The sequence below is a fragment of the Streptomyces sp. NPDC001507 genome, from assembly GCF_042894765.1.
GTDB lineage: Bacteria > Actinomycetota > Actinomycetes > Streptomycetales > Streptomycetaceae > Streptomyces.
The window spans coordinates 27,001-44,919 of record NZ_JBIAVV010000017.1 but is presented as its reverse complement, the minus strand read 5'-3'; the positions used below and the strand labels follow the sequence as shown (position 1 = coordinate 44,919).

The 17,919-nt window shown below is 71.3% G+C and carries 12 protein-coding genes and 1 pseudogene; 1 reads left to right on the top strand and 12 read right to left on the bottom strand.

The window, feature by feature from the left end; translation table 11 throughout:
• The 5 genes and pseudogenes from ACFY0K_RS42135 to ACFY0K_RS42115 all read right to left on the bottom strand — a co-directional run bounded on the left by ACFY0K_RS42135 (window position 1) and on the right by ACFY0K_RS42115 (window position 6,794).
• A complete protein-coding gene (locus tag ACFY0K_RS42135) occupies window positions 1-1,296 on the bottom strand; it encodes an extracellular solute-binding protein (protein ID WP_390644353.1) in 1,296 nt (431 codons plus the stop codon).
• 148 nt (window positions 1,297-1,444) lie between these two features.
• Window positions 1,445-2,976 (bottom strand): annotated as a pseudogene (locus ACFY0K_RS42130) (glycoside hydrolase family 43 protein).
• A 100-nt stretch (window positions 2,977-3,076) separates the two neighbouring features.
• The gene (locus tag ACFY0K_RS42125) at window positions 3,077-4,894 is read right to left on the bottom strand and encodes an APC family permease (protein WP_390644352.1); all 1,818 of its coding nucleotides are present in this window, start codon (window positions 4,892-4,894) and stop codon (window positions 3,077-3,079) included.
• Window positions 4,895-5,046: 152 nt separating this feature from the next.
• Entirely contained in the window at window positions 5,047-6,381 is a 1,335-nt protein-coding gene (gene lysA / locus ACFY0K_RS42120; RefSeq protein WP_390644351.1) for a diaminopimelate decarboxylase, read from the bottom strand.
• 65 nt (window positions 6,382-6,446) lie between these two features.
• Window positions 6,447-6,794, bottom strand: a complete 348-nt coding sequence (locus ACFY0K_RS42115) for an SAV_915 family protein (RefSeq protein WP_390644350.1) — start codon at window positions 6,792-6,794, stop codon at window positions 6,447-6,449.
• Between the two features lie 321 nt (window positions 6,795-7,115).
• Here ACFY0K_RS42115 and ACFY0K_RS42110 point away from each other — a divergent pair, with 321 nt between their 5' ends.
• The gene (locus ACFY0K_RS42110; RefSeq protein ID WP_390644349.1) at window positions 7,116-7,649 is read left to right on the top strand and encodes a universal stress protein; all 534 of its coding nucleotides are present in this window, start codon (window positions 7,116-7,118) and stop codon (window positions 7,647-7,649) included.
• Between the two features lie 26 nt (window positions 7,650-7,675).
• On the opposite strand, the gene ACFY0K_RS42105 is transcribed toward ACFY0K_RS42110, so the two are convergent.
• The 7 genes from ACFY0K_RS42105 to ACFY0K_RS42075 all read right to left on the bottom strand — a co-directional run bounded on the left by ACFY0K_RS42105 (window position 7,676) and on the right by ACFY0K_RS42075 (window position 17,614).
• Window positions 7,676-10,216, bottom strand: coding sequence for an ATP-binding protein (locus ACFY0K_RS42105; protein WP_390644348.1), 2,541 nt, complete (start codon window positions 10,214-10,216; stop codon window positions 7,676-7,678).
• A 1-nt stretch (window position 10,217) separates the two neighbouring features.
• Window positions 10,218-10,901 carry a response regulator gene (locus tag ACFY0K_RS42100; protein ID WP_390644347.1) on the bottom strand — a complete coding sequence of 228 codons (684 nt, stop codon included), beginning with the start codon at window positions 10,899-10,901 and terminating at the stop codon, window positions 10,218-10,220.
• Window positions 10,902-10,909: 8 nt separating this feature from the next.
• Window positions 10,910-11,578, bottom strand: a complete 669-nt coding sequence (locus ACFY0K_RS42095; RefSeq protein ID WP_390644346.1) for a potassium-transporting ATPase subunit C — start codon at window positions 11,576-11,578, stop codon at window positions 10,910-10,912.
• Between the two features lie 5 nt (window positions 11,579-11,583).
• Complete coding sequence (gene kdpB, locus ACFY0K_RS42090) at window positions 11,584-13,716, bottom strand: potassium-transporting ATPase subunit KdpB (protein ID WP_390644345.1); 2,133 nt, start codon at window positions 13,714-13,716, stop codon at window positions 11,584-11,586.
• On the bottom strand, window positions 13,713-15,377 hold the full coding sequence (gene kdpA / locus ACFY0K_RS42085) for a potassium-transporting ATPase subunit KdpA (protein ID WP_390644344.1): 1,665 nt from the start codon (window positions 15,375-15,377) through the stop codon (window positions 13,713-13,715). The genes kdpB and kdpA overlap by 4 nt, the downstream gene beginning before the upstream one ends.
• A 7-nt stretch (window positions 15,378-15,384) precedes the next feature.
• The gene (gene kdpF / locus ACFY0K_RS42080) at window positions 15,385-15,474 is read right to left on the bottom strand and encodes a K(+)-transporting ATPase subunit F (RefSeq protein ID WP_016434100.1); all 90 of its coding nucleotides are present in this window, start codon (window positions 15,472-15,474) and stop codon (window positions 15,385-15,387) included.
• A gap of 298 nt (window positions 15,475-15,772) precedes the next feature.
• Window positions 15,773-17,614, bottom strand: coding sequence for an APC family permease (locus tag ACFY0K_RS42075; protein ID WP_390644343.1), 1,842 nt, complete (start codon window positions 17,612-17,614; stop codon window positions 15,773-15,775).
• Window positions 17,615-17,919 lie beyond the last annotated feature (305 nt).

Genomic DNA, 17,919 nt, shown 5'->3' with positions numbered 1-17,919 from the left:
CTACTGCTCTTCCTTCGCGGTCTTGGTGATCGCCTGTGTGACCTGTTCCGGTGACTTGGAGCCGGCGATCAGCCCGGCCACGCTGTCGTTGATCTGCTGGCCGACGGCGGGCGCGTACGCCTGGTCGAGGTAGAGCTGGAATCCGGTGGCGGCCTTCAACTGCGCTTGCACGGCCTTGGTGTTGGGGTCGCTCAGCGCCTTCTCCGCGCCGGGGACCACCGGGAGGGTCTTGGTCTTCTCGACGAGCACCAGGTCGGTGGTCTCGGAGGCGAAGAACTTCAGGAAGTCGACGGCTTCCTTCGGAGCACCCTTGCGCAGGGCGTGCCCGCCGCCACCGCCGAAGACCTCGGTGATGGCGCCCTTTCCGCCGTCGACCGCGGGGAACGGGAAGAAGCCGAGGTCCGAGCCGAGGCCCTTGCCCGCGTCCGCCTCCACCACCGGGGCCCACTGGCCCATCAGCTCCATGGCTGCCTTGCCGTTGCCGACGGCGGCCGCCTGGCCGGTGGGCGCGGAGTAGGCCGCGCCGAGGAAGCCCTTCTGGAACGGCTGGAGATCGACGAGGTCCTTCAGGTGCTGTCCGGCCTGGACGAACCCGGTGCCGGTGAAGTCCTTGTCCTCATCGGCCTTCTGGAGGGCGTCGAGACCGGCCGTGCGCATCGCCAGGTACGCCCAGTAGTACATACCTGTCCAGCTCTCCTTGCCCGCGAGGGCGAGCGGGGTGATGCCGGCGGCCTTGAGCTTCCGCACGGCGTCGAGGAATCCGCTCCACGTGGTGGGAGGTTCGCCGATCCCCGCCGTCTTGAAGTGTGCCTTGTTGTACCAGAAGCCGATCATGCCGATGTCGAACGGAATGCCGTACAGCTTCTGGTCGATCAGGTACGGCTGCTTGGCGACCGACAGCATCCCGTCCGCCCAGGGCTTGGTTCCGTCGGTGAGGTCCTCGACGAGGCCGGCGTCGACCTGCTGCTTGAGGACCCCGCCGCCCCAGGTGTGGAAGATGTCCGGGAGTTTGCCGGAGGCTATGAGCGCCGTCATCTTGGATTTGTAGGCGTCGTTCTCCAACTGCACGATCTTCAGCTTCACGTGCGGGTTCTGGGCCTCGAACTTCCTGGCCAGGCCCGCCCAGACGTTCTTGGTCGGCTGGGTGGTGGAGATGTTCCACCACTCGACCGTGACCTTCCCCGACGACGAGGACCCGCCGTCGCCCGAGCCGCAGCCGCTGACGGCGGTCATGCCCAGACCGGCGGCCGCGGTGGCCGCCAGGAATCCGCGCCGGGACAGTGCCGGGTCGCCCATGATGCGCTCCTTGGGGTACGGGACGACCGACGCCGTCCTGGTTCGGTGGTGCTCTGGGGCCGCCGTTTTCGAAACATTCGGTGTTTTCACCGAACGTTCCGAACGGCGACTCTAGAAAGGCGCATCAGGAGCGTCAAGGTGTCGCGCATCAGCTCATCGGCGTGTAGGCGAACCAGTCGAAGGCGGCCCGCCCCTCGGTGACGTACATGCCGATGACCCGGCCGGTGAACCCGCCCGCCACCTCGGTGGAGAGATACCGGCCGTCGAGTTCGGCCAGCCGGACGACACAGTCGGGCGTTTCGATCGAAAGGGTCACGGCGTCTGGCCCGCCGGGACGGACGCCGATCCCGTCGCGGTCCGCCCCGGGCGCGGTGGCGGTGGGCGCCGGAACCCGGGTCGTACGGGTCTCGACGACCAGGGTCAACGGCCCCGGCGGCACCGCGCGTTCGGCGATCCGCTGGCACACCGGCCCGATCCGTGCGACCGCGCTCACCACTCCCCCGCTCACCTCCAGGTCGTAGTGGTGGGCCTCGTCGATACGGACCGTCAGACCCGCGCGTCCCGGGCCCGGTTCGAGCAGGGCGGCGGCCCGGCAGTCGGCGTGCTGCTGGCGCCGGCCGACGAGGGTGTGCCCGGCGCGGTCGAGGCTGTCCCCGGTGGCCGTGAGCACCAGCCAACCGGGGCGCTCGGTCAGCGACCAGGACCCGTCCGGCCGGCTGCGCGGGGAGATCCAGTGCGGCGCGAGGGCGGGGCCGTGAAGTCGTCCCGTGCGGGCGGCTGTTCGACCGGGTGCCAGGCCGCCGGGGCCTCGTGCCGCTCCTGTACCGGGCCCATGCGCGGCCAGCCGTCCGCCCACTCCACCGGGGCCAGGAAGGTCTCCCGGCCGAGCACGTGGAACTCGGGGAACCAGCCGCGCGGCCGGGTGCCGAGCAGCACCGCCCGCCAGCTGCCGTCGGCCGCCTGCACCAGGTCGGCGTGCCCGGTGCTCTGGACCGGCTCCCGGGTGCCCCGGTGCGAGACCAGCGGATTGCCGGGCGCCGCCTCCCAGGGCCCGCGCGGCGAGCGGGCGCGGGCCACGGACACCCCGTGCCCGAGCGCGGTGCCGCCCTCGGCGACCAGCAGGTACCACCACTCCCCGACCCGGTACAGGTGCGGCACCTCCGGGTCCCGCAGCCCCGTCCCTGACCACATCGGCAGCGGCCCCTCCAGCACCTTCCCGGTCCTGGTGTCGATCCTGGCCACCGCGACCCCGGCCACGGCGCACCAGCAGTCGCCGTTCTCGTCCCAGGCGAGGTCCGGGTCGATGCCGGGGACGTCGACCCACACCGGGTCGGACCACGGCCCCTCGGGCCGCTCGGCGGTGACGAGGAAGTTGCCCCCGGCACTGACGTTGGTGGTGATGACGTGGAAGAGCCCGTCATGGTGCCGGATCGTCGGGGCGTACACGCCGCCGGAGGCCGGGGTGTCGGCGGGCAGGGTCAACTGCCCCGGCCGGTCGAGGACGTTGCCGAGCTGCCGCCAGTGCACCAGGTCCCGGCTGTGGAAGAGCGGGACGCCGGGGAAGTACTCGAAGCTGGAACAGACGAGGTAGTAGTCCGCCCCGACCCGGCACACGCTCGGGTCGGGATGGAAGCCGGGGACGACCGGGTTGCCGTAGGTCCGCGTGTGCGTGTCCCGCATGTGGGTGCCCCTCCCGGGCCGCGCCGAAAGTTTCGGTGAGGTTGGCGAACATTACGGGGCGCACTGTAGGAGCCTGCCCAAGGGGCCGACAAGGCGGCCGTCAGAGCTTCAGCCGGTACGGCAGCATGCCCACCACGACGTCGGTGCGGGCCCGCAGCACGGTGGCGAGAAGCAGGCCGCGCTGGTTCTGGAGGATCTCGTAGCGCCGGTGCCTCGGCTCCACCTCGGGGATGAGCACGGCCACCTGACGGCCGTCCGCCGCGGCGCGCTGCACGTAGTCGACGACCGGCTGCACCAGTGAGCGGTGCGGGCTGTCGATGACGTCGAGGCGCACGCCGGGGTTCCAGCGCGCCCAGGCCTCCTCCAGCGCCCGGGACCTGGCCGGGTCGGCGTGCACGGCGACCGCGACCACCTCGTCGCCGAGGGCGAGGGCGGCGCCGAGGGCGTGCCGGGCGAGCTTGCTGACCTCGCCGATCGGTACGATCACCAGGCTGGCGGTGCGCCGGTCGGGCGGATCCGGGATGCGGCCGAGGCCCAGTTCCTCGCCCACCTCGGTGTAGTAGCGCTCGATGCGGGCGAACAGCAGCATCATCAGCGGGACGGTGAGCACGACCACCCAGGCGCCGGAGAGGAACTTGGTGAACAGCAGGATGACCCCGGCCAGGGTGGTCAGCACGGCGCCGGTGCCGTTGACGATCGCGCGGCGCTTCCAGCCGGCCGGGCGCTGCGTGGCCCAGTGCCGGACCAGGCCGGACTGGCTGAGGGTGAAGCCGATGAAGACGCCGATGGCGAAGAGCGGGAGCAGCCGGTGGGTGTCGGCGTCGGTGGCCAGCAGGAGCAGCGCGGCCAGCAGCGTCAGAGCCACCACGCCGTAGCGGTAGACCGGGCGTTCGGCGCGCAGGCCGAAGAGGTGGGGCAGCCGGTTGTCGCGGGCGAGCAGGCTCATCAGCACCGGCAGTCCGCCGAAGCTGGTGTTGGCCGCCAGGCCCAGGACGAGGGTGACGATCAGGTTGGTGGCGTAGTACGGCCAGCCGGTGCCGTAGGCGCCCGCGGTGAGCTGGGCGAGGACGGTGACCCCGCCGCGCGGGGCCACGTGGTCGCGGTGGATCAGGACGGCCAGCCCGATCAGCATGATCCCGAGCAGCGCGCCCAGCATCAGCTCGGTGCGCTGGGCGCGTTTGACGCTCGGGGTGCGAAAGGTCGGCACGGCGTTGGCGATGGCCTCGACGCCGGTCAGGGCCGAGCAGCCGGACGAGAACGCCTTGAGGATCACCAGCGCGCTCAGCGCCTCGGTCGCGTGCACGGGCTGGTCGGTGCCGACGACGGCGACCGGGTGCCCGCGCAGCAGGCTGAGCAGGACGACACCGAGGATCGCGACGATGAAAAGGAGCGTCGGCAGCATCAGCACCCGGGCGCTCTCGGTCACGCCGCGCAGGTTGACGGCCGTCAGCAGGGCCAGGCCGACCAGGCAGACGAGCAGCTTGTCGTGGGCGAGGGCCGGGAAGGCGGAGGCGAGCGCGTCGGCGCCGGCGGAGAGGCTGACCGCGACGGTGAGGACGTAGTCGACGACCAGGCTGGCGGCGGCCAGCAGGCTCGCGGTGGCGCCGAGGTCGGTCTTGGCGACGGCGTAGGCGCCACCGCCGTCCGGGTGAACGGCGATGACCTGCCCGTACGACACGACGAGGACCGCGAGCAGGAAGGTGATCGCCAGGGTGATGGGCAGGGTGGCGGCGAGCGCCCCCGTGCCGGCGACCACCAGGGCGAGCACGATCGCCTCGGGGCCGTACGCGACGGAGCTGAGCGCGTCCAGGGAGAGCGCGGCCAGGCCTTCCAGGCTGGTCAGATGCTGTTTGTCGCCCTCACCCGGGCGCAGTGGAACCCTCGGTCGCAGTTCACGACGTGCTAGGCCATACGCCATCGGTACCTCATCACGGCCGGTGGGACGGTCGGCAACAGTGTCCTCCGTGCCGTGTCCGCGCGCCCGTGGTGGTGGAGCCCGGACGGGCCGGCCGGCGTGAGTGTGTGAGGAGGGCCGGCCCGCCCGGGAGCCTTGCGCGGGGTCGGGCCGGACTACAGCCCGACGTCGCGGCGGCGGATGTCGTCCAGGGACTCGCGCCGGACCAGCAGCCGGGCGTGGCCGCCGCGGACGGCGGTGACCGGCGGGCGGCCGACCAGGTTGTAGCCGGAGGCCATGGAGAGGTGGTAGGCGCCGGCCACCGGGACCGCGAGCAGGTCGCCGGGGCGCAGGTCGGAGGGGAGTTCGACGCCGGCGGCCAGGACGTCGCCCGCCTCGCAGTGCCGTCCGACGACGGTCACCGGGGCGGTGGGCGCCGCGCTCGCGCGGCCGATGAGCCGGGGCGCGTACCGGACGCCGTACAGCGCGGGCCGCGGGTTGTCGCTCATGCCGCCGTCGACGGCGACGAAGGTGTGGTCGCCGGTCTTCTTGACCGCGAGGACGCGGTACACGGCGATCCCGGCCGGGCCCACGATGGCCCGCCCCGGTTCGATGATCAGGCGGGGTACCGGCAGCCCGGCCGCCGCGCACGCGTCGGACAGTTCGGCGCGCACCTTGCGGGCCAGGGCGGTGAGGTCGAGGGCGGCCTCGCCGGGCCGGTAGGCGATGCCGTGGCCGCCGCCCAGGTCCAGCTCGGGCAGGACCAGTCCGTGCTGTTCGTGCAGCCGGGCCATGAGCCCGACCACCCGGCGCACGGCGGCGAGGTACGGCTTGACGCTGGTGATCTGGGAGCCGAGGTGGCAGTGCAGGCCGGTGAGTCGGAGCTGCGGCTGGTCCAGTATCCGGGCGATGGCGTGCTGGGCGTAGCCGTCGGCGATGGACAGGCCGAACTTCTGGTCGTCGGTACCGGTGCGGATCTTCTCGTGGCCGCCCGCGCTGATCCCGGGCACCACCCGGACCATGACCTTCTGGTGCCCGTCGGGTCCGACGGCGGCGGCGAGCCGGGCGATCTCGGAGGGGCTGTCGATGACGATCCGTCCGACGCCGAGGCGCAGCGCGGTCTCCAGGTCGCGCGGCGACTTGGCGTTGCCGTGCAGCACGATCCGCTCCGGCGGGAACCCGGTGGTGACCGCCAGCTCCAGCTCGCCGGCCGAGCAGACGTCCAGGCCGAGCCCTTCCTCCTCGGTCCAGTGGACCATCGCCCGGCACAGGAACGCCTTGGCGGCGTAGAGGACTTCGGCGTCGGGGAAGGCGTGGCGGTAGGTGCGGCAGCGCTCGCGGACCTCGTTCTCGTCGAGGACGTAGACGGGGGTGCCGAAGCGGTCGGCGACCTCGGCGAGCGGGACCCCGCCGACGGCGAGGTCGCCGGGCCGGGGCTCGGTGGTGGAGGCGGGCCACACCGACAGTTCGGCGGGCGTGGTGGTGACGACGGGTTCGTGCAGGGTGGTCATCGACCGCTCCCCTCTCAGACTCGTAAGAATCACGCGGTTCACGCGGTTCACGCGGTTTACGCGGCTCAGGCGGTGCCGACGGTCCGCAGGGTGGCGGCGGGGCGCGGGAGCGGCGGGACCGGCGCGGGGGCCGGTGCCGACAGTTGCGGGTCGACCGTCACGGTGGTGACGCCGAGCGGTGCGGCCAGGGCGCGCAGCGCGGGTTCGGCGAGCCGGATCCAGGCCTGGCCGGGGCCGAGCGTGGCGGCGAGCCTGCGGGCCGAGGTGAAGCCGACGGCGGTGCGCTCGCCGAGCGGGGTGCGGAAGAACCGGGCCGCGCATCCCGCGGGTCCCGGCCGGACCGGTACGAACAGGGATCCGGCCGGGGAGCGATCGGAAGGCTCCGGATCGTCACCGCACAAGAGTTCTGGCATGACATGCCTCCTGGCAAAGGAAGGAGCTGGTGCCCCGGCGGCGGGGAGGCCGGCCGGGGCTTGCCCAAGACGCTATGCCCGCTGCCGGCACCTCTCCGATGCCTCATGACGGGACGCTGACGGTGATCGCGGCGACGTTGACGGGACGCTGACGGACTGGAGTCAGAACTGGTGGCGGCGGTCACAGCGGCCGTCAGAGGCCTGCCAAGAAGTGCCCCGGACCCTGGCCGTCACCCGTCCGGCGCAGTGTCATGGAACCGGATCGGGGCACCCGTCCGGCCTGGGATTTCCCCGGGACAGCTACTGAAGAACGGTGGAGTCATGTCCGGTTACGACGCCTGCGCGCCCGGTCGGGTCGTGGTCGGCGTGAGCGGTTCGCTGGGCAGCGTCACGGCCCTGTCCCGGGCCGCCGCCGAGGCCCGGCGCCGGGACGCGGAACTGTGGCCGGTGCTGGTGTGGGAGCCGCCGGGCGGTGAGCTGGGGACGCGGCGCTCGCCGGCCGCGATGCTGATGGTCGACGAGTGGCAGCGGATGGCCCGGCAGCGGCTGCTCGACGTGCTGGACGAGGTCTTCGGCGACGCGGGCCCCGGCACCCCGGTGCACGGACTCGTGGTGCGCGGCACCCCGGGGCTGTCCCTGGTGGAGGTGGCGGACCGGGACGACGACGTGCTGGTCGTGGGCGCGGGCCGGCGCGGCTGGCACCGGGCCTTCTCGGGCCGGGTGGCGCGCTACTGCCTCTCCCACGCGCACTGCCCGGTGCTGGCGGTGCCGCCGTCCCCGCTGGAGGAGGCGCTGGCCGCCGCGCACCGCCGCAACAGCTGGCATCTGCCGCTGGACTCCCGGCAGTTGTCGTAGCGGCAGGCCCTGTGACGGTCGTCGCGCTACGACGTCACGGCCGCCGGCCGGTCCGGCCGCCCCGGTCTGCGGCCCGGTGCGGTCGGCAGGGTCAGCACCATGGTGAGGCCGCCACCAGGGGTGTCCTCGGCGGTCAGCGTGCCGCCCATCGCCTCGGCGAAGCCCCGGGCCACGGCGAGGCCGAGCCCCACCCCGGCACCGCGCGGTGAGTCGCCGTACCGCTGGAACGGTTCGAAGATGCGCTCCTTGGCCTCGTCCGGGACGCCGGGCCCGCGGTCCACGACGCGCACCTCCACCCGGTCGGCCGTGGAACTGGCCTTGACCAGCACGGGGTTGTCCGCGGGGCTGTACTTGACGGCGTTCTCGACCACGTTGGCGACGACCCGCTCGAGGAGCCCCTTGTCGACGTTCACGATGGGCAGCGTCTCCGGGATGTCCAGTTCGACGCTGTCCTCGGGGACCCCGCCGAGCGCCATCGGCACCACCTCGTCCAGGTCGGCCTCGCGGACGATGGGCGTGACGGTGCCGGTCTGCAGGCGGGACATGTCGAGGAGGTTGCCGACGAGGTGGTCGAGGCGGTCGGCGCCCGCCTCTATGGCCTCCAGGAGCTCCGCCCGGTCCTGCTCGGACCACTCGACGTCGTCCGAGCGCAGTGACGACACCGAGGCCTTTATGCCGGCCAGCGGGGTGCGCAGGTCGTGACTGACGGCGGCCAGCAGCGCGGTACGGATGCGGTTGCCCTCCGCGAGCTCCTTCGCCTGGTCCGCCTCCTTCTGGAGCCGCTGCCGGTCGAGCACGACGGCCGCCTGGGCGGCGAACGCGGCCAGCACCCGCCGGTCGGAGGCCGGCAGCACGCGGCCGGACAGGGCGAGGGTCATGTGGTCGCCGACCGGCACGTCGACGTCCGCGCGCTCCGGCGTCTGGCAGGGCCGTGGCCCGACGCTGCCGGCGCAGGTCCAGGGCGCCACGTCGTCCGCCCGCTCCAGGAGGGCCACCGACTCCATGCCGAAGGTCTCCCGCACCCGTTCCAGGAGCGCCTCCAGGCTGGTCTCGCCGCGCAGCACGCTGCCCGCGAGGAAGGACAGGATCTCCGACTCGGCGCGCAGCCGGGTCGCCTGCTGGGTGCGCCGGGCGGCGAGGTCCACCACCGAGGCCACGGACACCGCGACCCCGACGAAGATCGCTATGGCGACGATGTTCTTCGGGTCGGCGATGGTCAGGGTGTGGACGGGCGGGGTGAAGAACCAGTTGAGCAGGAGGGAGCCGACCACCGCCGAGGTGAGCGCCGGGAGCAGGCCGCCGAGCAGGGCCGCGGCGACCGTCAGCGCGAGGTAGAGCAGCATGTCGTTGGCGAGGCCCACCTCCGGTGCGGCGGAGGTCAGCAGCCAGGTGAGCAGGACCGGCCCGAGGACGCCGGTCAGCCGGCCCCAGATGAGCCGGGAGCGGCCGAGCCGCGCCGAACGGCCCAGCGGGAGCCGCCCCTTGCCGGCCTCGTCGTGGGTGATGAGGTGCACGTCGAGGTCGGGTCCCGAGTCCCGGGCGACCGTGGCGCCGACGCCGGGACCGAAGACGTACTGCCAGCTGCTGCGCCGGGAGACACCGAGGACGATCTGGGTGGCGTTGACCCCGCGCGCGAAGTCGAGGAGCGCGGCCGGGACGTCGTCGCCGACGACGTGGTGGTAGGTGCCGCCGAGGTCCTCGACGAGGGTGCGCTGGACGGCGAGTTCCTTCGGGGAGGCCGAGTTGAGGCCGTCGCTGCGCGCTATGTAGACGGCGAGCACCTCGCCGCCGGCGCCCTTCTCGGCCAGCCGCGCCGCCCGCCGGATGAGCGTCCGCCCCTCCGGCCCGCCGGTCAGGCCGACCACGATCCGCTCCCGCGAACCCCAGATCTTCGAGACGCGGTGCTCGCTGCGGTACGCGTTCAGGTACTCGTCGACCCGGTCCGCGACCCAGAGCAGGGCGAGTTCGCGCAGGGCGGTGAGGTTGCCGGGCCGGAAGTAGTTGGACAGGGCCGCGTCGACCTTGTCCGGCTGGTAGATGTTGCCGTGCGCCATGCGGCGGCGCAGCGCCTGGGGCGACATGTCGACCAACTCGATCTGGTCGGCCCGTCGTACGACCTCGTCGGGCACGGTCTCCTGCTGCCGTACCCCGGTGATGGACTCCACGACATCGCCCAGCGACTCCAGGTGCTGGATGTTCACCGTCGAGACGACGTCGATCCCGGCGGCCAGCAGCTCCTCGACGTCCTGCCAGCGCTTGGCGTTGCGGGAGCCGGGGATGTTGGTGTGCGGGAGTTCGTCGACGAGGGCGACCTGGGGGCGGCGGGCGAGGACGGCGTCGACGTCCATCTCCGTGAACACCGCACCCCGGTACTCCAGTTCCCTGCGCGGGATCTCCTCCAGGCCGTGCAGCATCACCTCGGTGCGCGGCCGGTCGTGGTGCTCGACGAACGCGACGACACAGTCGGTGCCGCGTTCGATCCGGCGGTGGGCCTCGGAGAGCATGGCGTAGGTCTTGCCCACGCCGGGAGCCGCGCCGAGGTAGATCCGGAGCCTGCCGCGTGCCATGTCATCCTTCGAAGCGGTAGCCCATGCCGGGCTCGGTGATCAGGTACCGGGGGTGCGAGGGGTCCGCCTCCAGCTTGCGGCGGAGCTGGGCCATGTAGACCCGCAGGTAGTTGGTCTTGTTGCTCTGGGTGACTCCCCACACCTCGCGCAGCAGGTGCTTCTGCGTGACGAGCCGGCCGGGGTTGGTGACCAGTATCTCCAGCAGGTGCCACTCGGTGGGGGTCAGCCGAACGTCGTGACCGGCCCGGACCGCCTTCTTGGCGAGCAGGTCGATGGTGAAGTCGGCCGTCTCCACCCGGGTGGTCTCGGGGGTGAGGGGGGTGTCCTCGGTGCGGCGGACCGCGGCCCGCAGCCGGGCGAGGAGTTCGTCCATGCTGAACGGCTTGGTGATGTAGTCGTCGGCGCCCGCGTCCAGCGCGGCGACCTTCTCGTCGGAGGCCTGCCGCGCGGACAGCACCAGGATCGGTACGCGGGTCCAGCCGCGCAGCGCCTTGATGACGTCGACCCCGTCCATGTCGGGCAGTCCGAGGTCGAGCATCACCACGTCCGGCTGACGCGCGGCCGCCAGCCGGAGGGCCGTGGCGCCGTCGGGCGCCGCGTCCACTCCGTACTGGCGTGCCTGCATGTTGATCACGAGTGCCCGTACGAGCTGGGGGTCGTCTTCCACGACCAGCACTCGGGTCATCGGTTCTCTCAACTGCCCTTGGTCAGGTCCTTCAGCGCGATGTTGAGTTCGAGGACGTTCACCCGGGGCTCGCCGACGAAGCCGAGCGTGCGGCCCGTGGTGTGGTCCTCGACCAGCTTCTCCACCTGGGTGACGGACAGGCCGTTCTTCTCGGCGACCCGGTGGACCTGGAGCTCGGCGTAGGCCGGGGAGATGTCCGGGTCGAGACCGGAGCCCGAGGAGGTGACGGCGTCGGCCGGCACCTGGGCGGGCGTGACCGTGTAGCCGGGCACCGAGTTGTCCTTGACGACGGCGGCCTTGGCGTCCTTCACCTGCTGGATCAGCACCTTGTTGTCGGCGGCGAGGTTGGTCGCGCCCGAAAGGATCAGCTTGTACTGGGTGTTGACGCTGTTGCTGCCGAGCCCGTTGGCCGGGCGGCCCTGGAACCACTGCAGGGCGGCGTCCGGGGTCTCCTGGCCCTTCTTCAGCGGCAGGTTGTACGTCTGCCCGATCAGGGACGAGCCGACGACCTTGCCGTCCGACGTGATCTCGGAGCCGTTCGCCTTGTTGTGGAACGCGGCCTGGGCGATGCCGGTGACGACCAGCGGGTAGACCACGCCCGTCACCAGGGTCAGCACCAGCAGGGCCCGCAGGCCCGCCCAGAGCAACCGGGCGGTGTTGGTTACGGAGTTGTTCATGGTCATCAACCGATTCCGGGGATGAGAGAGATGATCACGTCGATGATCTTGATGCCGATGAAGGGCGCGATCAGACCGCCGAGACCGTAGATCCCGAGGTTGCGGCGGAGCATCTTGTCGGCGCTCACCGGCCGGTACTGCACGCCCTTCAGGGAGAGCGGCACCAGGGCGATGATGATCAGCGCGTTGAAGACGACCGCGGACAGGATCGCGGAGCTGGGCGAGGACAGGTGCATGATGTTGAGCTTGTCCAGGCCCGGGTAGACCACGGCGAACATGGCCGGGATGATCGCGAAGTACTTCGCGACGTCGTTGGCGATGGAGAACGTGGTCAGCGCACCGCGGGTGATCAGCAGCTGCTTGCCGATCTCGACGATCTCGATGAGCTTGGTCGGGTTGGAGTCGAGGTCGACCATGTTGCCGGCCTCCTTGGCGGCCGACGTACCCGTGTTCATCGCCACGCCGACGTCCGCCTGGGCCAGCGCGGGGGCGTCGTTCGTGCCGTCGCCGGTCATCGCGACCAGCTTGCCGCCCGCCTGCTCCCGCTTGATGAGGGCCATCTTGTCCTCGGGGGTGGCCTCGGCGAGGAAGTCGTCGACGCCCGCCTCCTCGGCGATCGCCCGCGCGGTCAGCGGGTTGTCGCCCGTGATCATGACGGTCTTGATGCCCATGCGGCGCAGTTCCTCGAACCGCTCGCGCATGCCCTCCTTGACGACGTCCTTGAGGTGGATGACGCCCAGGACCCGGGCGCCCTCGGTGTCGTCGACCGCGACGAGCAGCGGGGTGCCGCCGGACTCGGAGATGGCGTTGGCGAGGGTGTCCGCGTCCTCGGCGACGGTGCCGCCCTGCTCGCGGACCCAGGCGATGACCGAACCGGCGGCGCCCTTGCGGATCTTGCGGCCGTCGACGTCCACGCCGGACATGCGGGTCTGGGCGGTGAAGGCGATCCACTCGGCGTGCGCCAGCTCGCCCTGGTGCCGCTCGCGCAGCCCGTACTTCTCCTTGGCGAGGACGACGATGGAGCGGCCCTCGGGGGTCTCGTCGGCCAGCGACGACAGCTGGGCGGCGTCGGCCACCTCGGGCTCGGTGACCCCGCGCACCGGCACGAACTCCGAGGCCTGGCGGTTGCCGAGGGTGATGGTGCCGGTCTTGTCGAGCAGCAGGGTGGAGACGTCACCGGCGGCCTCGACCGCGCGCCCGGACATGGCGAGCACGTTGCGCTGCACCAGCCGGTCCATGCCGGCGATGCCGATCGCGGAGAGCAGCGCGCCGATGGTGGTCGGGATGAGACAGACCAGGAGGGCGACCAGCACGACCATCGTCAGGTGCGTGCCCGCGTAGTCGGCGAACGGCGGCAGGGTGGCGACGGCCAGCAGGAAGACGATGGTCAGCGAGGCGAGCAGGATGTTCAGCGCGATCTCGTTGGGCGTCTTCTGCCGGGCCGCTCCCTCGACGAGGCTGATCATGCGGTCGATGAAGGTCTCGCCCGGCTTCGTCGTGATCTTGATGACGATCCGGTCGGACAGCACCTTCGTGCCGCCGGTCACCGCGCTGCGGTCACCGCCGGACTCGCGGATGACCGGGGCCGACTCACCGGTGATCGCCGACTCGTCGACGGAGGCGACGCCCTCGATGACGTCACCGTCACCGGGGATGATGTCGCCGGCCTCGCAGACGACCAGGTCACCGATCCTCAGCTCGGTGCCGGGCACCTGCTCCTCGGTGGAGCCGGTCAGCCGCCGCGCGACGGTGTCGGTCTTGGCCTTGCGCAGGGTGTCGGCCTGGGCCTTGCCGCGGCCCTCGGCGACCGCCTCGGCGAGGTTCGCGAAGATCACGGTCAGCCACAGCCAGGCGCTGATGGTCCAGCCGAACCAGTCGCTCGGATCCTTGAAGGAGAAGACCGTGGTGAGGATCGAGCCGACCCACACCACGAACATCACGGGCGACTTGACCATCACCCGCGGGTCGAGCTTGCGGCAGGCCTCGGGGAGGGACTTGATCAGCTGCCTGGCGTCGAACAGGCCGGCGCCGACACGTCCTTCGGCGGGCTTGTGCCCGGTGGGGACGTCGCTGTGCGGCGCCCGGGTCGGGGTGGCTGTGGACATGGAGTCCTCTGGCTTCTGGGTACGGGTGGTCATGACGCCAGCCCCTCGGCGAGCGGGCCCAGCGCGAGGGCCGGGAAGTAGGTCAGACCGGTGATGATCAGGATCGCGCCGACGAGCAGGCCGGTGAAGAGCGGCTTCTCGGTGCGCAGCGTGCCGGCCGTGGCGGGGACGGGCTTCTGCTCGGCGAGCGAGCCGGCCAGCGCCAGCACGAACACCATGGGCAGGAAGCGGCCGAACAGCATCGCGAGTCCGGTCATGGTGTTGTACCAGTCGGTGTTCGCGTTCAGGCCGGCGAAGGCCGAGCCGTTGTTGTTGGCCGCCGAGGTGAAGGCGTACAGCACCTCGGAGAACCCGTGCGCGCCCGGGTTGAGCATGGAGTGCGGCGGGGTCGGCAGGGCCATGGAGGCCGCGGTGAAGACGAGCGCGAGCGCCGGGGTGATCAGGATGTAGATCGCCGACAGCTTGATCTCGCGGGCGCCGATCTTCTTGCCCAGGTACTCGGGGGTGCGGCCGACCATCAGACCGGCGATGAACACCGCGATGATCGCCATGATCAGGATGCCGTAGAGGCCGGAGCCGGTACCGCCGGGCGCGATCTCGCCCAGCATCATGCTGAGCATGGTGATGCCGCCGCCCAGGCCGGTGAAGGAGGAGTGGAAGGAGTCCACCGCACCGGTCGAGGTGAGCGTGGTCGACACCGCGAAGATCGACGAGGCGCCGACCCCGAAGCGGACCTCCTTGCCCTCGTAGGCGCCGCCCGCGATCTGCAGCGCGCCCTCGTGGTGGGCGAACTCGGTCCACATCATCAGGGCGACGAAGCCCAGCCAGATGGTGAACATCGTGGCGAGGATCGCGTAGCCCTGCTTCACCGAGCCGACCATCACACCGAAGGTGCGGGTCAGCGCGAACGGGATCAGCAGGATCAGGAAGATCTCGAAGAGGTTGGTGAAGGGCGTCGGGTTCTCGAAGGGGTGGGCGGAGTTGGCGTTGAAGTAACCGCCGCCGTTGGTGCCCAGCTCCTTGATGGCCTCCTGGGAGGCCACGGCCCCGCCGTTCCACTGCTGCGAGCCCCCCATGAACTGCCCGACCTCGTGGATGCCGGAGAAGTTCTGGATGGCACCGCAGGCGACCAGGATCACCGCGGCGATCGCGGAGAACGGCACCAGGATGCGGATCGTGCCGCGCACCAGGTCGGACCAGAAGTTGCCGATCTCACCGCTGCGCGAGCGCGCGAACCCGCGCACCAGGGCCACCGCGACGGCGATGCCGACGGCCGCGGAGACGAAGTTCTGCACGGCAAGGCCGGCGGTCTGGACGACGTGACCCATGGTCTGCTCGCCGTAGTACGACTGCCAGTTCGTGTTGGTCACGAAGGAGACGGCCGTGTTGAACGACTGGGCCGGGTTGACCGAGGAGAAGTTCAGCGAGCCGGGCAGGATGCCCTGGATCCGCTGGAGGAGGTAGAGGAAGAGGACGCCGATCAGGGAGAAGGCGAGGACCCCGCGCAGGTAGGCGGGCCAGCGCATCTCGGTGTCGGGGTTGGCGCCGATGCCCCTGTAGATCCACTTCTCGACCCGCCAGTGCTTGTCGGAGGTGTAGACCTTGGCCATGTAGTTGCCGAAGGGGATGTAGCACAGCGCCAGCGCGCCTATGAGCGCGACGAGCTGGAGCACGGCGGCGGTTACGGGACCCATGGGTGTCTCAGAACCTCTCCGGGAAGATCAGGGCGAGGACGAGATAGCCCAGCAGGGCGACGGCCACGACAAGGCCGACGATGTTCTCGGCGGTCACAGCTTCGTCACCCCCTTGGCGACGAGGGCCACCAGCGCGAAACCCGCGAGCACGGTGACGACGAAGGCCAGATCGGCCATCGTGAACTCCTGGATGAGGTTCGGAACGGACTCGGACTGTTAGAGGAAAGCGTCTTTCTGGCCGGTTTCAGCCGCCGTTGACGGGTCCCTTACGGCGGTGTTCACGCCTTTGACGGGACTCTGACGCGGCCGCGACCAACCCGCGACCAGAGGCCGCCGTTCGGCGGCCGAAACCCCCCTGAACTGGGGGAACGCCGGCCTCAGGCGCACCAGGCCGATCAGGACAGCCGGAACCGCAGCCGGCAGATCACCGCGTCGGTCTCCTTGCGCACGGCGTGGGCGACGACGGCACCGCGCTGGTTCTGCAGCAGCCGCTGCCAGAGCCGCTCCGGTTCGGTCTCCGGGATCAGCACGGTCACCTGGGTGGCCGGCTCGGCCGCGGTCACCGCACGGACGTAGGCGGCGATGGGACGGCCCAGGGTGCGCCGCTCGCAGCTCAGCCGGACCAGCGGCACCCCGGGGTCCCACGCGGCCCAGGCGCGCTCCAGGGCGTGCAGCTGGGCCCGGTCCTCGGGGTCGGGATGGCAGACGGTGACGGCCCGCACCTCGTCGCCGAGGGAGGCGGCCGCGGAGAGCGCCTGGGAGGTGAGCCGGGACAGCGACGACACCGGCACGATCACGACGGACCGCTCCCGGTGCGGTGGGTCGGGGATCCGCCCGAGCCCGAGCCGCTCCCCGATCCGCCCGTAGGCACGGTGCACGGCGACGAAGGCACCGACGAGCAACGGCAGCATGACCACGACAAGCCAGGCTCCCTCGGTGAACTTGCTCGCGGTCACGACGACGGTCGCCACGCCCGTCAGGACCGCCCCGAACCCGTTCAGCAGCGCCTTCCCACGCCAGCCGGTCCCCCGCTCCAGCCGCCAGTGCCGCACCATCCCGACCTGGGCGACGGTGAAGCCGACGAAGACCCCGATGGCGAACATCGGCACCAGCGTGTTCGTGTCGCCGCCGGAGAACACCAGCAGCGCGGCCGACACCACGGCCAGCGCGAGCACGCCGTGCCGGTGCACCTGCCGGTCGGCCTTGAGCGCGAAGACGTGCGGCAGGTAGTTGTCGCGGGCGAGCAGTTTCAGCAGCACCGGCAGACCGCCGAAGCTGGTGTTCGCGGACAGCGCCAGCAGGATCATGGTGGCGAACTGGACGACGTAGAAGCCCCAGTTGTGGCCGAGCGAGGCGTCGGCGAGCTGGGCGAGGACGGTCACGCCCGCGACCGGCTGCAGGTGGAACCGGGAGATCAGCACCGAGAGCCCGATCAGCATCGCGCCCAGCACCGCGCCGAGGGCCACCTCGGCGTGCTGGGCCCGCTTGACGCGCGGCACGCGGAAGGAGGGCACGGCGTTGGCGATGGCCTCGACGCCGGTGAGGGCGGCACAACCCGAGGCGAAAGCTTTCAGCAGAAGCAGGGCGCCCACGCTGGAGGCGTTGCCGGCGAGCACGGAGGCGTGCCCGGCGGCGGTGACCGTACTGGCCGGCGCGGACCGGAAGAGCCCCACCGCGATCAGCACGAAGACGGACCCGACGAACACCGCCGTCGGCACGATGAACGCCTTCGCCGACTCCACGATGCCCCGCAGGTTCACCCCGGTGACCAGCACCAGCACGGCCAGGCACAGCACCAGCCGGTGAGGGTACAGCCCCGGGAAGGCGGAGGTGAGGGCGGCGACCCCGGCGGTGACGGCGACGGCGACGTTCAGCACGTAGTCGAGTACCAGGGAGGCGGCGGCGACCAGGCTGGTCCGCGCCCCGAGGTGGGTCCGGGCCACGGCGTAGGACCCGCCACCGTCCGGGAAGGCCGCGATGACCTGCCGGTACGAGGCGACGAGCACCGCCAGCAGGGCCGCGATCGCGAGCGTGACGGGCAGCGTGAAACCGAGCCCGTGCGCACCGGCGGCCGCCAGCACCAGCACGATGGCCTCCGGCCCGTACGCCACCGACGCCATCGCGTCCAGCGACAGCGCGGCGAGGCCGGTCACGGCGGTGAGACGATGCCGTTCCCCGGTATCGGGCGGCTCGTCACCGGCGGGCACGGCCCCCGGTTCGGCGGTCAGTACGGACATGGGGGCGCTCCTCAACGAACGGGATACACGTCTCGCGCACGGAGTACCGCGCGCGTCCGACCAGGTTCTGTCCCGCCCCGGCCGGCTCCGGCAATCCCTTGCGCGTTCTTCGCGCGAGAGGCAGCGACTTTGACGCGCCCTTGACGGCCGCCCTTTGAAAGAGGCGCGGGGCGTATGTGATGTGCGGCTGCCGCCGCGTGGGCGCGACAAGTCCCCACCGCCCCGCACCGACCCCAGCCGTCAGAGTCGCATCAAGGACATGCCCCACCTCCTGACGCCGAGCACCGCCGCTCCCTACCGTCACC

Coding starts and splice junctions, on each gene's coding strand:
- ACFY0K_RS42135 (WP_390644353.1), bottom strand. CDS start 1,296: ATGGGCGACCCGGCACTGTCCCGGCGCGGATTCCTGGCGGCCACCGCG.
- ACFY0K_RS42125 (WP_390644352.1), bottom strand. CDS start 4,894: ATGGCGTATGGCCTAGCACGTCGTGAACTGCGACCGAGGGTTCCACTG.
- lysA (WP_390644351.1), bottom strand. CDS start 6,381: ATGACCACCCTGCACGAACCCGTCGTCACCACCACGCCCGCCGAACTG.
- ACFY0K_RS42115 (WP_390644350.1), bottom strand. CDS start 6,794: ATGCCAGAACTCTTGTGCGGTGACGATCCGGAGCCTTCCGATCGCTCC.
- ACFY0K_RS42110 (WP_390644349.1), top strand. CDS start 7,116: ATGTCCGGTTACGACGCCTGCGCGCCCGGTCGGGTCGTGGTCGGCGTG.
- ACFY0K_RS42105 (WP_390644348.1), bottom strand. CDS start 10,216: ATGGCACGCGGCAGGCTCCGGATCTACCTCGGCGCGGCTCCCGGCGTG.
- ACFY0K_RS42100 (WP_390644347.1), bottom strand. CDS start 10,901: ATGACCCGAGTGCTGGTCGTGGAAGACGACCCCCAGCTCGTACGGGCA.
- ACFY0K_RS42095 (WP_390644346.1), bottom strand. CDS start 11,578: ATGAACAACTCCGTAACCAACACCGCCCGGTTGCTCTGGGCGGGCCTG.
- kdpB (WP_390644345.1), bottom strand. CDS start 13,716: ATGACCACCCGTACCCAGAAGCCAGAGGACTCCATGTCCACAGCCACC.
- kdpA (WP_390644344.1), bottom strand. CDS start 15,377: ATGGGTCCCGTAACCGCCGCCGTGCTCCAGCTCGTCGCGCTCATAGGC.
- ACFY0K_RS42075 (WP_390644343.1), bottom strand. CDS start 17,614: ATGTCCGTACTGACCGCCGAACCGGGGGCCGTGCCCGCCGGTGACGAG.